General features: G+C 69.0%; 10 protein-coding genes and 1 pseudogene. 2 read left to right on the top strand and 9 right to left on the bottom strand.

Going from position 1 to position 13,238, the window contains the following annotated elements; genetic code table 11:
* Positions 1–690: 690 nt before the first annotated feature.
* The 7 genes from pknB to L0U85_RS01230 all read right to left on the bottom strand — a co-directional run bounded on the left by pknB (position 691) and on the right by L0U85_RS01230 (position 9,859).
* Positions 691–2,622, bottom strand: a complete 1,932-nt coding sequence (pknB, locus tag L0U85_RS01260; protein ID WP_241375793.1) for a Stk1 family PASTA domain-containing Ser/Thr kinase — start codon at positions 2,620–2,622, stop codon at positions 691–693.
* A gap of 70 nt (positions 2,623–2,692) precedes the next feature.
* Positions 2,693–3,967 carry a serine/threonine-protein kinase gene (locus L0U85_RS01255; protein ID WP_241375792.1) on the bottom strand — a complete coding sequence of 425 codons (1,275 nt, stop codon included), beginning with the start codon at positions 3,965–3,967 and terminating at the stop codon, positions 2,693–2,695.
* A gap of 44 nt (positions 3,968–4,011) precedes the next feature.
* Positions 4,012–5,475, bottom strand: a complete 1,464-nt coding sequence (locus L0U85_RS01250) for a penicillin-binding transpeptidase domain-containing protein (RefSeq protein WP_241375791.1) — start codon at positions 5,473–5,475, stop codon at positions 4,012–4,014.
* Entirely contained in the window at positions 5,472–7,229 is a 1,758-nt protein-coding gene (locus tag L0U85_RS01245) for an FtsW/RodA/SpoVE family cell cycle protein (protein ID WP_241375790.1), read from the bottom strand. The genes L0U85_RS01250 and L0U85_RS01245 overlap by 4 nt, the downstream gene beginning before the upstream one ends.
* A gap of 51 nt (positions 7,230–7,280) precedes the next feature.
* Positions 7,281–8,558: a PP2C family serine/threonine-protein phosphatase gene (locus L0U85_RS01240; RefSeq protein ID WP_241375789.1), complete on the bottom strand. Its 1,278-nt coding sequence runs from the start codon at positions 8,556–8,558 to the stop codon at positions 7,281–7,283.
* A 27-nt stretch (positions 8,559–8,585) separates the two neighbouring features.
* The gene (locus L0U85_RS01235; RefSeq protein ID WP_241375788.1) at positions 8,586–9,065 is read right to left on the bottom strand and encodes an FHA domain-containing protein; all 480 of its coding nucleotides are present in this window, start codon (positions 9,063–9,065) and stop codon (positions 8,586–8,588) included.
* A 74-nt stretch (positions 9,066–9,139) separates the two neighbouring features.
* The gene (locus tag L0U85_RS01230) at positions 9,140–9,859 is read right to left on the bottom strand and encodes an FhaA domain-containing protein (protein WP_241375787.1); all 720 of its coding nucleotides are present in this window, start codon (positions 9,857–9,859) and stop codon (positions 9,140–9,142) included.
* A gap of 228 nt (positions 9,860–10,087) precedes the next feature.
* Between L0U85_RS01230 and L0U85_RS21010 the strand changes: the two are divergent.
* Positions 10,088–10,423: pseudogene (locus L0U85_RS21010) on the top strand (helix-turn-helix transcriptional regulator); the annotation flags it as partial.
* Here the strand turns inward: L0U85_RS21010 and hisC are convergent.
* Positions 10,393–11,457, bottom strand: a complete 1,065-nt coding sequence (gene hisC / locus L0U85_RS01220; RefSeq protein WP_241375786.1) for a histidinol-phosphate transaminase — start codon at positions 11,455–11,457, stop codon at positions 10,393–10,395. The pseudogene L0U85_RS21010 and the gene hisC overlap by 31 nt on opposite strands.
* Positions 11,454–12,308 (bottom strand): RDD family protein, encoded by an 855-nt coding sequence (locus tag L0U85_RS01215; RefSeq protein WP_241375785.1) that lies wholly within the window; start codon positions 12,306–12,308, stop codon positions 11,454–11,456. Before L0U85_RS01215 ends, hisC begins: the two co-directional genes overlap by 4 nt.
* Before the next feature lie 509 nt (positions 12,309–12,817).
* Between L0U85_RS01215 and L0U85_RS01210 the strand changes: the two genes are divergently transcribed.
* A complete protein-coding gene (locus L0U85_RS01210) occupies positions 12,818–13,222 on the top strand; it encodes a DUF4190 domain-containing protein (protein ID WP_241375784.1) in 405 nt (134 codons plus the stop codon).
* The last annotated feature ends 16 nt before the right edge of the window (positions 13,223–13,238 follow it).

Here is a 13,238-nt window from a genome sequence, read left to right as displayed (position 1 = left end):
ACTCCGAACAGGACTTCAATCTGGGCTCCGGACCGGGCGGACGCTCCGGCCCCGAAGACGAGCACACCCCCACACCGACCACACCACCAGCAGACGCGGCCTCACCAGCCGCCCCGGTCGCGGCGATGCGCCTGGTACACCCGAAGACGAATAAACCGCTGATCCCGGTGCGCTCGAACGTGATCGAAGATCCCATCCCGTTCTTAACCTGCCCGCCGCGGGAGGCCGCGGCGGGGAAGGCGCCTCATACCGCCGCCAGCTCGAAACCGGAAACGGCTTCGAGCCATTCCCCGTGCTCAGAGCCAGAACAGCAAACCCGAGCGGCCCGAGACTCCGTGCTCGACCGGCCCGAACCGGCTCCCCCTCCCGGCCGTCCCGAACCGGCATCCCCTCACAGCCCCCGAACCCACGCCCACAGCGCCCGCCGCAGCCGCCGAACCGGCCCCTAGAGTCCCACTCCTGCTCCCCACGACCGGCCTCCGTGGCCGACGACCCGCCCCCGACCTCCACTCAGCTCTTTCGTCGCTGATCGATTGAAGCCCAAGCGAGAGGCACCGTGGAGCCGAAGACACCGCTCCGGGCCAACCACTACCTCGTCATCGCTAAGACGCCTGAAACTCAATCCAGCACAATTTACAAGCAACCCGGCCGACGACAACTCAGCACGACCTTCAAGAGCTGAAGCATCGACTAGCCCTCGCCGTCGTCCCCGTCAGGGTCGCACTCGGGATCGGTGAGCGGATTGCATTCCTCATCGGTCGGAGGGTCGTCACCGCCGCCACCTCCGCCTTCGTCCTCCGGCACCGTGACAATGGTGATGTCACTGCCGACGGCCACCACGTCGCCGCTGCTGAGGGCGCCGTCGGGTCCGGAGACCGATTCGATGGCGGTGGCGCCCTCATCGCCCTCGATCGTCACGTTGAGATCGGCGGCTTCGAGCGTGGTCTGGAGGTCCTGGGCCGTCGTGGCCTCGTCCCAGACGACTTCGACCCCCTGGACGGTGATGGTCACCGTAGTCCCGTCGGGCTCGGTGGAGCCGGCGTCCGGACTCTGCGAGTAGACCGCGCCGACCGAGCCGCCGCCGGTGCCGTAGACGACCTCCGGCTCGAAGCCCGCGTTCTGCAGCCGGTCGATGGCGACGTTCTCAACCAGACCGAACAGGTCCGGGACCTGTGACTGGCCGCCCTCGGAGACCGTGAGCGTCACTTCGGAGCCCTTGTCGAGCATTTCGCCCTCGCGCGGGTCCTGACCGAGGACCTCCCCGGCCGGTCTGGCGCTCGACTCCTCTTCCACTGTGACGACGAACTGGTAGTCGTCGCCTTCGAGCAGTTCTCGGACCTCGTCGACGTCATCGCCGACGACATTGGGCATCTCGACCTCGCCCGGCGGGTCCAGGACGACGATGGTCACCTCGGTGCCCTCCCCAACCTCCGAGTCGGGTTCCTCGGACTGCTCGATGACCGAATCGATCCGGTCGTCGTTGACGTCCGTGGCTGCCTCCCGCTCGACCACGAAGCCGAGACGACTTTCTGTGAGCCTTTCGGTCGCTTCCTCCTCGCTCAGGCCGACCACTTGGGGGACGATCACGGTGGGCGGCGTCTCCATGGCGCGCATGATGCCCCAGGCCGCCAGCCCGACCAGCGCGAGCGCGGCGATCACCCCGAGGGCGACGAGCCACGGCCTCCTGCGGCTGGACTGGGTCTCTATCGGGGAGATCGGCGCGGTCGAGTCGGCACCGCCGATGATCTGCGTGCGCGCTTCGGCGCCCATGACCATGGGCGCGCCGACGGCCTCGCCCCGGGCGGCGCGGATGAGGTCCTCGCGCATCTCCCCGGCCGTGCGGTACCGGTTCTCGGGGTTCTTCGACAGCGCCTTCATGACCACGGCGTCCACGCTCGCCGGCACGGCCGGGTTGAGCTCGGACGGAGGCCTGGCGTCCTCCCGGACGTGCTGGTAGGCCACGGAGACGGGGTTGTCGCCGGTGAAGGGCGGGTGGCCGACGAGGAGCTCATACAGGACGCAGCCGACAGCGTAGACGTCTGAGCGGCCGTCGACGGTCTCGCCGCGGGCCTGCTCGGGCGAGAGGTACTGGGCGGTGCCGATCACCGCAGAAGTCTGGGTCATGGTGGCCTGGCCGCTGGCCAGGGCCCGGGCGATGCCGAAGTCCATGACCTTCACCTGGTTGGTGTCGGACAGCATCACGTTGCCGGGTTTGACGTCGCGGTGGATGATGTGGTGCTTGTGGCTGAAATCTAGCGCCGAGCACATGTCGGCGACGATCTCGCAGGCGTTCACATAGTCGAAGCGGCCCTCGGCGATGAGGACCTCCTTGAGGGTCCGGCCGGTGACGAACTCCATGACCATGTAGGGGATGCCGTGCTCTTCACCGGTGTCGAAGACGGCGACGATGTTGGGGTGGTTCAGCGAGGCCGAGTTCTGTGCCTCGCGGCGGAACCGCACGAGGAACGATTCGTCGCGAGAGAGGTCGGCACGCAGGAGCTTCACCGCCACGTCGCGGCCGAGACGCAGGTCGCGGCCTTGGTGGACTTCAGCCATCCCCCCGTAGCCGACGACCTCGCCGATCTCGTATCTGCCGCCGAGAAGGCGGGGCTCTGTCGTCATCGCCGTTTACGTCCTCGTGTTCCGTTCATCGCGGATTGATTCTAATCGCAGCGGTCGGCCGGAAAGGCCGCTATCGGTCCTCGCAGTTGCTCCCCGGCAGGCAGCCGTGGGACGGGCCACCGTTCCCGGGGTCCTCGGACCTCTCGGGCTGCGACGGCGTCTCGGTCTGATCCGACTGGTCGGGTGTCTCCTCGTCGGTGGGCTGGATGGTCTGCCGGTCCGCCGGTTCGACCGTCTCCTCTGCACCGGGGTCATCGCCGGCGAGGTTCTGCAGCAGCAGCCACACCATACCGCTTATGAGGGCCAGCGCAACCACGCCCACGAGGGTGCCGACGAGGGTCTTGTTCACACCGGGCTTCGGGGCGGGCTGGACGGGCGCGCCCATGTTGATCTCACCGGGCGGCGGGCCGACGGCGGGCGGGTCGGCGACGGCGGCGAGCGGGCCGCCCATGCCGACGACGCCGGCGCCGGGGTTCGGTGCTGGCGGGCCGCTCGGCATGAGCGAGGTCGGCGGGTGGGCCGTGAGGGAGGCGCGCGCCGCCCCGGCCATGTCGGCGCCGGTCGCGAAGCGGTGCGAGGGGTTCTTGCTCATGGCGCGTTCGACGAAGGCCCGAACGCCCGGGGCGATCTCGGGCGGCAGCGGCGGGGCGGGGGTGCGGACGTGGTGGAGGGCCAGCTCGATCGGGTTCTCGGCGTCGAACGGGCGCCGCCCGGTGAGGCCGTGGAAGGCGACCACGCCGAGGGAGTACATGTCGGAGGCCGGGAGGACTCCGGTGCCTTCGGCCTGCTCGGGGGCGATGTAGGAGGCGGTGCCCATGACCGCGCCGGTGGCCGTGAGGTCGCCGGCGGCGCCGGACCTGGCGATCCCGAAGTCGGTGAGGACGGCCTGGCCGTTGGCTCTGACGAGGATGTTGCCGGGTTTGATGTCGCGGTGGATGACGCCGTGGTCGTGGGCGTGTTGGAGGGCCTCGGCGACCGAGGCGACGACGGGCATGAGCTCGGCGGCGGGGATGGCGCCGCGCCGGGAGATCAGGTCGGCCAGGGACTGGCCTTCGATGTACTCCATGACGAGGTAGGCGGTGGTGTCACCGCTGGGGAGGGGGGCCTCGCCGTAGTCGTGGACGTTGACGATGTGGGCGTGCGAGAGCGCGGCGACGGTCTTGGCCTCGGCGGCGAATCGCTTCGCGAAGCCGGGCTCGCTCAACAGGGCGGGCAGGAGCGCCTTGACGGCGACCTTGCGTTCGAGGACGGTGTCCTCGGCTCGCCACACCTCGCCCATGCCGCCCACCGCGATGCGTTCAAGCAGGCGGTAGCGCTGCCCGAGTCGCATTTCGGGGCTCAACACGGCGTGCTCCTAATTTCTCCAAGGGGATCGACGCTTCAGTCTAGTCAGTCGGCGCTCAGGACCTGTTCCATGAGGTCGCCGGAGATCTCGGCGGCCTTCGAGGAGGCGCCGTCGCCGTAGGAGTCGAGGAAGACGCAGACGGCGACGACCGGTTCGTCCTCGCCGTTCAGGGCCCAGCCGTGGAACCAGCCGTGGTCGGCCTCGGAGCCGTCGGCTTCGGCCGAGTGCTCGGCGGTGCCGGTCTTGCCGCCGACGGTGAAGCCGGAGACCTGGGCGTTCCGGCCGGTGCCGTCGTCGACGACGGCCTGCATGAGCTCGCGCATCTGCTCGGCGGTGGATCCGGAGATCGCCCGGCCCGCCGACTCCTCGTCGCCGCGCTTGACCGTGGTGCCCTCGGAGTCGGTGACCTCGGCGATCAGCTGCGGCGACATGCGCTCGCCGCCGTTGGCGATGGTGGCGGCGATGATGGTGTTCTGCAGCACCGTCTCGCGCACCTCCTGCTGGCCGATGCAGGCCTGGGCGCGGAAGGCGTCCGCGGAGATGTCACCGGTCTGGGACGGCTGGGTGGGCAGCGGCGTCTCGAATTCCTCGTCGAAGCCGTAGGCCTCGGCCATCTCCTGGATGTCCTCGTCACTGAGTTCCTCGACGCACAGCGCCGCGAACGTGGTGTTGCACGAGCGCTTGAACGCCTCCTTGAGCGACAGCTCGGACTCGGGGCACTGGCCCGAGGAGTTCGTGATCTCGTGGGTGGTGTCCGGCGCGGTGTAGCCGTTGCCGGCCGGGACCATGGTGTCGGCGTCGCCGTGGCCGCCTTCGATGAACGCCGAAGCGACGATGGTCTTGAACGTCGAGCCGGGCGGGTAGAAGTCCGACCGGGTCCGGTCGAGTCCGGGATTGTCGGGATCCTCGGTGAGCTCGTTCCAGGACTCGGTCGCGGAATCGTAGTCGTTCGAGGACACCCCGGTCGGGTTCCAGCCGGGGTGGGAGGCCTCGGCGAGGATCTGGCCGGTGCGCGGGTCGATGACGACCGCGCCGCCCTTGACACCGGCGTCGGCGAGGGCGTCGTACGCGGCCTTCTGGAGTTCGGCGTCGAGTGTGAGCGAGACGTTCCCGCCGATGCGCTGCTCGCCTGTGAGCGTCGAGCCGATCTCGTCGAGGAAGAACAGGGAGCTGGTGCCGTTGAGGACCTCGTCCTGGGCCTGCTCCATCGCGCTCGATCCGCGGAACATCGACTTGAATCCGGTGATGTTGCCGAAGTAGTCGCCCTCCGGGTAGTCGCGGTAGTAGCCGTAGGCCGAGTCCTCGGGGCTTTCGAGCGACTGGGCGATGACGACGTCGCCGGCCAGGATCTGCCCGCGCGGCACCTCGTACTCCACGAACAGGGTCCGGTTGTCGTCGTAGCGGTCGTAGTCGGCGTGGCTGAAGAACTGCACCCACGTCACCTGGAGGATCAGTGCTCCGAGGAGCACGAGAGCGACGACGCCGGTGCGTCGGAGCGCTGGGTTCACAGGTCGCCTTCCTTCTTCTCGGTGTCCCGGGGCCCCGGCGGCTGCGGCCGGTGGTCGAACGCGGGGTTCGGCGGCGAGGGCGGGGGGCTCGACTGGTGGTTCGGCGGGCCCGGCTGCCGGTCGGTCCTCTGGGGCGGGCTCTGCGGAGGAGCGCTGACGGGCGAGGACTGGCCGCCTTGGAGCTCGGCGGGAATGATCAGCTCGGTCGGCTGGTCACCGCCGGGCACGGGCCCCTCGACGCCCACGCCGGCGGCTTCGGCCTTCGCGGCCTCTTCGGCGGCACGCTTGGCGGCCTGCTCGGCGAGGAACTCCGGGGGCGCCTCGGTCTTCTGGAGCCCGTAGGAGACCTGCCAGGGCTTGCGGGCGTCGTCGGAGACGCGTACCAGCATCGCCACCAGCAGCCAGCCGCCCACCAGCGAGGAGCCGCCCGCCGACAGGAACGGTGTGGTCTGCCCGGTGAGCGGGATGAGCTGGGTGATGCCGCCGACGACGACGAACAGTTGGAAGGCGACCGAGAAGGCGAGGCCGCCGGCGAGCAGCTTCCCGAACAGGTCCCGCGACATGAGCGCGGTCTTGAAGCCGCGCTCGATGAACAGCGCGTACAGCACCAGGATGGCCATCACGCCGAACAGGCCGATCTCCTCGCCGAGCGTGGCGAGGATGAAGTCGGAGATGCCCGCGGGCACGATGTCGGGCCGGCCCATGCCCGGGCCGTTGCCGAGCAGTCCGCCCTTGTTCATGCCGATCAGGCCCTGCACGAGTTGGAAAGAGGAGGGCCACTGCCCGTAGTAGTACTCGTCGGTGAACGGGTTGAGCCAGATCGCCACGCGGACTTGGAGGTGCGAGAAGAACGGGTAGAGCGCGACGCAGCCGCCGACGAACAGGCCCAATCCGATGAGGATCCACGAGACCCGGCGGGTGGCGATGTACAGCATTGAAAGGAAGATGCTGAACAGCAGCAGGGAGGTTCCCAGGTCCTTCTCCAGGATCAGCATGCCCAGACTCGCGGCCCATACGATGACGATCGGGCCGAGGTCCTTCAGGCGGGGGAACTGGAGACCGAGGACCTTCGGGCCGGCCACGCTGAGCACGTCGCGCTTGCGCACCAGGTAGACGGCGAAGAACACCAGCAGCATCAGCTTGGCGAACTCGGAGGGCTGCACCGAGATCGGGCCGAGCCTGATCCAGTTCTTCGAGCCGTCGACCTCCGAGATCGATGCCGGCAGGAATCCCGGCAGGGCCGCGAACGCGATGCCCGCGAACAGCAGGATGTAGGCGTAGCCGCGCAGCATCCGGTGGTTGCGCACCAACGCCAGGAAGGCGCCGAAGAGCACCACGCCGGCGATGAAGTACATCAGCTGGCGCCCGCCCACGCCCGCGAACATGCCGTCGTCGACGTCGATGGCGTTCGCGCCGAAGGTGTAGTTGAGGCGGCGGATGAAGACGATGCCGATGCCGGTGAGCATCGCGGCGATCCCTACGAACAGCGGGTCGGCATACGGCGCGAAGGCCACCGTGATCCCCCACGCCGCCAGCGCGACGGCCGTGATGACGATGGGAAGCGCGAACGTCGTGGCCGAGGTCGTGTCGTGGAAACCCATGTCGACCGCCAGCTGGAGGGCGAAGATGATGAGCCCGCCGAGCAGGAGCAGCACCAATTGGCGGGCATTGCGTTTGGGCATGCCCGACAGCGGCGTCAGCGGGGTCTCCGACGGCGTCACCGGCTTAGCGGTCGCCGACATGGGCTGGGCCATCAGTCCCCCTCGCGTCTCGGAATGACGAAAGCGAGCCTACATTGGGCCCGCTTACTCGTCGCGGCAGTCCTTCGCGGCCGCAGGCACCGGGTCGGACACGCTGTCCCCAGAGGAGCACAGGGGCACCAGGTTGTCGTTGGCCGCGCCGGGGTCGATCAGCTCGGCCAGTTCCGACTCGGCCTCCTCGATGCCGTCGGCGGCGATGCCCGCGTCGAGCTCTTCGCGGACCTGCTCCACGGCGTCCTCCACCGGCCGCTCCGACTCGATCTCCAGCCACGCGGCCCGGGCGCCGGCCACTTCTACGGGGACGCCCCGGTAGACGGCTATGTTGCCGTCGTCGGAGACACCCAGAAAGTACTGCGTGCGGACCCACCATGCTCCCGCGCCGGCGACCATCGCCAGGATGACGAGCAGGGCAAGGACCGTCCGCCACACCCGCCCGGAGCGGCGCGGCTTCTCAGGTGCCTCGTCTTCTTCCGCCGCGGCCTCGTCTTCTGCGGTTTCGGCGTCGTCCTCGGCGCGCTTGACCGTCGGCAGCACCGCCGTGTCGGACTCGGCGAGCCGGGCGTCCGCCGCCGCACCGGCGATGATCGGCGAACGCTCCCCCGGGTCGTCCTCGACGACCTCGGCGACCAGCACGGTCACATTGTCGGGCGCGCCCGCTTCGAGGGCCTGGCTCACGAGCGACTCGACCGCTTCGTCGAGCGTCGCGGCGCCCTGGAGCGTCAACGCGATGTCGGCGTCCGAAACGGGCCCGGTCAGGCCGTCCGAGCACAGCAGCAGCCGGTCCCCCACGACCCCCTTCAGGGTCTGGAACGCCGGCTCGACCTCCGAGGCGCCCAAGGCGCGCAGCAGCAGCGACCGCTGCGGGTGCCGCTCGGCCTCCTCAGCGGTGATGCGGCCCTCGTCGACGAGCATCTGCACGTACGTGTCGTCCACGGTGATCTGCTCGAAGCCGCCGTCGCGCATCCGGTAGGCGCGCGAGTCGCCGATGTGCACCATGTTGAACCACTCGCCGTCGAACCACAGCGCGGTCAACGTCGTGCCCATGCCCTCTTTGCCCGGGTCGTCGGCGACCATCCGGCGGATCGCCCGGTTCGCCTCGCCCACCGCGTCGGCCAGCTCGTCGGCTACCGAGTCCGCCGGCGGCGGCTCGTCGAGCCGCGCCACGGAGTTGATCACGATCGCCGAGGCCAGATCGCCCGCGGCCATCCCGCCCATCCCGTCGGCCACCGCGATGAAATGCGGACCGGCGTACACCGAGTCCTGGTTGCCTTGCCTCACCACGCCGCGGTCGGAGACCGCCGCGTATCGCAGGTGCAAACTCATGAAATCAACCGCCGTCGCAGTGAGGCACTAGGCCCGCAGCTCGAATGATGAACGCCCGATCCGGATCGGGACCCCCAAGGGCACGGGAGTCGGTCTGGTGACTCTAGCGCGTCCGAGGTAGGTGCCGTTCGTGGAGCCCAGGTCCTCGACCATCCACTGCCCGTCGACCGGTGCGACGCGGGCGTGCCGGTTGGAGGCGAAGTCGTCGCGGATGACGATCGTCGAATCCGGGGCGCGCCCGATCGAGATGGACTGGCCCGAGAGCGCGAACCGGCGCCCGGCCAACTCCCCGGTGGTCACCACGAGCCACTGCGCGGACTGCTGGGGTTTCGACCTCCCGCCCGCGGCGGGCGGCGCCGAGACCGGTCCCGAGGCGGGGCCGCCGACGGTCGCGGGGCGGCGCTGCGCGAGCAGGTCCTTGGTGACCGTCCGGGCCGCCGCGAACACGAATAGCCACAGCAGCACGAGAAACCCGAAACGGGCTACGGTCTGGACTATCTCAGGCATACGGCACTCCCAGCGGACAAACGATCAGTCCCGAACACGGTAGCCCACGCGGACATCCCGAGCCCGTCGAGTGGCTATCCGGCCTGCAGCGTCAGCGAGGTCGTCCCGATCTGGACGACGTCGCCCGGCTGGATGCTCACCGTGGTCACACGCTGGCCGTTGACCAGGGTGCCGTTGGTGGAGCCGAGATCGGTCACCGACACCTGGCGGCCGTCGAAGTCGACGCGCACGTGGCGGCGCGAGATCCCGACGTCGGGGAGCCGGATCTGCGCCTGCTCGCCGCGGCCGATGACCGTGGCGCCGTGCGCCACCGAGAACTGGCGCCCGTCGGCGGCGACCAGCACCGGACCGGTCGGCGCCTGCTGCTGCGCGGGGCCGTAGCCGCCGCCGGAGACCGGCTGCGACTGGTCGGCGCCCTCGTTCAGGGCCGCGACCTCGGCAGTCACCCGGAACATGCCGGTGTCCAGGCCTTCGCCGCGTTCGATCTCGACGATGACGTCGCCGTAGACCGTCCAGCCGTTCTCACCGATGAACTCGGCTTGGGACTGGGCCAGCTCCTGGGCCAGGGCCGCCGCGTAGGGGGCGAGGCGGTCGTGGTCGGGCGGGGAAAGATCGATGACGTAGCGGTTCGGCACCAGCACGCGCCCGCCGGCCAGCACGGCCTTGTGGGTCTCCGCCTCGCGCTGCATGGCGCTGGCGATCTCGACTGGATGCACAACGCCCTTGAACATCTTGTTGAAGGTGCCCTCGAACAGGCCCTCCAGTTGTTTCTCCAAGCGTTGCAGAACGCTCACCGGTATCCTCCTCGTTTGAACGCCCACCAGGCGGTGACGCCGTCCCTAATTACACGCGTCGAACTCTGATGGTATCGGCTGAGTTCATGCTTCGGCGAGCGGTTGAGACGCAACCTTTCCGCGAGTCGCGCTCGGGTCCACTGTTCGGGTGATGGCCCCCTGGGACGCGCGTACCGAAGAACGCCACCGCAGGCCAGACCCGGTTTGCGCTTGCCACCCCGGGCGCGTATGGTGACGCGGGTGACAGATCGCGACTTTGGTTCATTCATCCGCGACGTGCGCAAACGGGCGCATGTCTCGCTCCGTGAACTCTCGGATCAGGCCGGAGTGTCGAACCCCTACCTCCAAGGGGAGCGAGGGGTACGGCGACCGAGTTCGGCCGTGCTCCGCCAACTCGCGGCGGCACTGCGGATGACCACCCCCATCATGTACCTGCGGGCCGGCCTCGGCTCGGACGAGGGCTCGGCGACGCCGCTGGCGATCGCCACCGACCCCGAGCTGACGGCCAAGCAGAAGCAGACCCTCACCGAGATCTACGAGGCCTTCGCCCGCGAGAACGAGCGCAGCCCCTCCAAGATCGCCTCGTTATCCCCCGGCAGTCCGAGCGTGACTCGGACTCCGTCGCCTGCGAAGGGGCGCACCAGGATCCCCCGCTCCTCGCAGTGCGCTGCGAACCGCACCGAGTCCTCGCCGAGCGGCAGCCAGAAGAAGTTCGCCTGCGAGTCGGGCACTTCGGGCACGATCTCGCGGACCGCCTCCAGCATCCGCTCGCGCTCGGCCACGACCAGACCGACGCGGCGGCGCATCTCGTCCTCCGCTTCGAGCGCCGCCGACGCGGCGGCCTGCGCGACATTGTTGACCGCGAACGGGATCACGCACTTCCGCACCGTCGCGGCCACCTCGGGCCGGGCGATCATGTAACCGACGCGCAGCCCCGCCAGACCCCAGGCCTTCGAGAACGTCCTGAAGATGACGGCGTTCGGCCTGTCCCCGTACCGCTCAAGGGCATCAGGTGAGTCCGGGTCGGTGACGAACTCCCGGTACGCCTCGTCGACGACCACCAGCACCGACTCGTCGACCGCGTCGAACAGCTCGTCGAGCTCCGCGGTCGTGGTGGTCCGACCGGTCGGGTTGTTGGGGCTGCACACGATCACCGCGCGCGTGTCGGGCCCGATCGACTTGGCCATCGCTGGAATGTCGTGGCGGTGGTCGGGCGTGTTCGGCACCTGGACGCTGCTGAGCCCGGCGACTGTCGCGGCGATCGGGTAGGCCTCGAATGAGCGCCACGAGTAGACGACGTCGCAGCCGGGGTCGGCGATCGACTGCATGAGGTGGCCGATGAGCGCGACCGAGCCGGTGCCGGTGGTGATGCGCTCGGCATCGACGCCGAGGCGTTCGGCCAGCGCGTCGCGGAGCCTCACGACCGCCAGGTCGGGGTAGCGGTGGACCTGGCCGGCCGCCTCGGCGACGGCGTCGGCGACGCCGGGAAGGGGCCCGTAGGGCACCTCGTTGCTCGAGAGCTTGACGGCGTCGGGGAGGGCCTTGCCCGGCACGTAGAGCGGAATCGATCCCAGGTCCTCGCGGAGCGGCTTGGTCATGCGGCGGGCTCTTTCTCTCGGGGCACCTCCACCACGGCGGTACCGGGGGACTTGTCGTGCAGACACTGACGGAACGGACGGTCACGTATGCAGTACAAGCCGTCAAGGATCCACAATATTGCGCCGAGCGGGAAGCAGATCATCGGGAGCGCCGCGTAGGACCAGCGCAGGATGAGGCGGCCCCAGCCGGGCTCGCCAGGGGCGAGGGAGACGACCTTGATGCCCATGAGGCGCTTGCCCAGGGTCTGGCCGGTGTTGAGGGTCGAGGGGACCTCGTAGGCGAACCACAGGCCCATGGCGATGAGGATCACGATCCACCACTGGTTCGTGGCGGCGGAGGGGATGTCGATCTCGTCGCCGCCGCCTCGCAGGGACTGCTCGACTGCGGGCCTGATGGAGTCGAAGAACTGGTAGACGAAGTAGCCGTTGACGACGGCGTTGAGCGCCACGAGGACGATGAAGTCGACGAGTCGGGCGATGAAGCGCTGGCCGGGGTGGGCGAGGACGCGGCCGGCGAGAACGCGTCGGACGTCGTCGTTGGTGATCCAGCCTACGGTTACGCCGAGAGAGCGGATGGGGACGGAGTCGGGCGGCTGGGTGACACCGGGGGCGCGCTGGATGATCTTGGGCGGGCCCTGCCGATCGGATCCCCGGCCGTACGCCGGGCGCTGCCCGACCTCATCCAATGGGGACTGGCTGGGTTCGGGGGTCGGAGGGGCTTCGGGCTCAGGTCGTTCGGGCGGTTCGGCGTCGGCCGGGACGGGCTTGCCGACCCAGGCGGAGCCGTCCCAGTAGCGTTGTGTGGCTGGTTCGGCGGGGTCTCGGTACCAGCCCGGTTCGATCGTGGTCATCGCGCCCATTGTTGCAGCCGCCGCCGAGAGTTCCCAGGGAGTTCGCGCACAGCTGCATCGGAGGGCCGTCAGGGCGCATAGATACGGCCCAGTCGGTGTACTACCTCGACTGGGCCGCTCGTCTTACTTGCTGTCACATCCGGACCGAGTTACCAAGCGTGAAGTCTATTAAGCGGTGTCCTGCTCCTAGGCGCTAGACCCGCTGTGCCTCCCGACGGCTCAGGTCGCACGTGGGTGCTCGGCGGCTGTGCCCGAATCCTTCCGGTCTGCGGAGACCGTGTCCCCGGGTAGTCCGTCTGGATCCGTAACTCATTTCTACTCGCATACTGACGGGTAGTAAAGGCCTACGCGCAAATTTTCCGAGCCCAGCTCGCGGATGCATGAGTTGCGCCGGTTCACCCAAGCGGGAGTCCAGTCGATCCGGGCGAACCGTCGCATCACGGTCGGGAATGGGTTACCTTCCGTGACAAGAGCACTTCGGCGCGACAGCACCGCAGGAGGAGGACCCGATGACCACGCAGGATCCGCGGATGGGACCGTCCAAAGACCCCGACGAGCAGGGCCGGGCCGGCGGGGGCGGCTACGACAGACCCGGTGCGTATTCGGGTGGCGCGATGCCGACCGCCTCGCCGGCGTACGGCGGCGGGCGAGCACGCAACGGCATGGGCGTGGCCGCACTGGTGTGCGGGATAATCGCGGTCGCCCTGTCGTTCATCCCGGGGGTCAACTTCGGCACGTGGCCGCTCGGTGTGCTGGCGGTCGTCTTCGGCGCCGTCGGATGGTATCGCGCCAACCAGGGGATGGCGACGAACAAGGGCGTCGCGATCGCCGGCTTGGTCCTTGGAATCGTCTCGTTCTTCACGTTCTGGCTGGCCTGGGCAGCAATCCTCGGCGCCAGTGCCACCCCGGGCTAGACCTGGGACCAGGCGC

This window comes from Glycomyces sp. L485 (genome assembly GCF_022548875.1).
In the GTDB taxonomy this organism is placed as follows: domain Bacteria; phylum Actinomycetota; class Actinomycetes; order Mycobacteriales; family Micromonosporaceae; genus Glycomyces.
The sequence above is the reverse complement of the archived record's forward strand: the minus strand, read 5'-3'. Positions and strand labels throughout refer to the sequence as shown.

Excerpts from the sequence above, each read along its gene's own strand:
- pknB (WP_241375793.1), bottom strand. The coding sequence starts at position 2,622 with ATGACGACAGAGCCCCGCCTTCTCGGCGGCAGATACGAGATCGGCGAG.
- L0U85_RS01245 (WP_241375790.1), bottom strand. The coding sequence starts at position 7,229 with ATGGCCCAGCCCATGTCGGCGACCGCTAAGCCGGTGACGCCGTCGGAG.
- L0U85_RS01240 (WP_241375789.1), bottom strand. The coding sequence starts at position 8,558 with ATGAGTTTGCACCTGCGATACGCGGCGGTCTCCGACCGCGGCGTGGTG.
- L0U85_RS01235 (WP_241375788.1), bottom strand. The coding sequence starts at position 9,065 with ATGCCTGAGATAGTCCAGACCGTAGCCCGTTTCGGGTTTCTCGTGCTG.
- hisC (WP_241375786.1), bottom strand. The coding sequence starts at position 11,457 with ATGACCAAGCCGCTCCGCGAGGACCTGGGATCGATTCCGCTCTACGTG.
- L0U85_RS01215 (WP_241375785.1), bottom strand. The coding sequence starts at position 12,308 with ATGACCACGATCGAACCGGGCTGGTACCGAGACCCCGCCGAACCAGCC.
- L0U85_RS01210 (WP_241375784.1), top strand. The coding sequence starts at position 12,818 with ATGACCACGCAGGATCCGCGGATGGGACCGTCCAAAGACCCCGACGAG.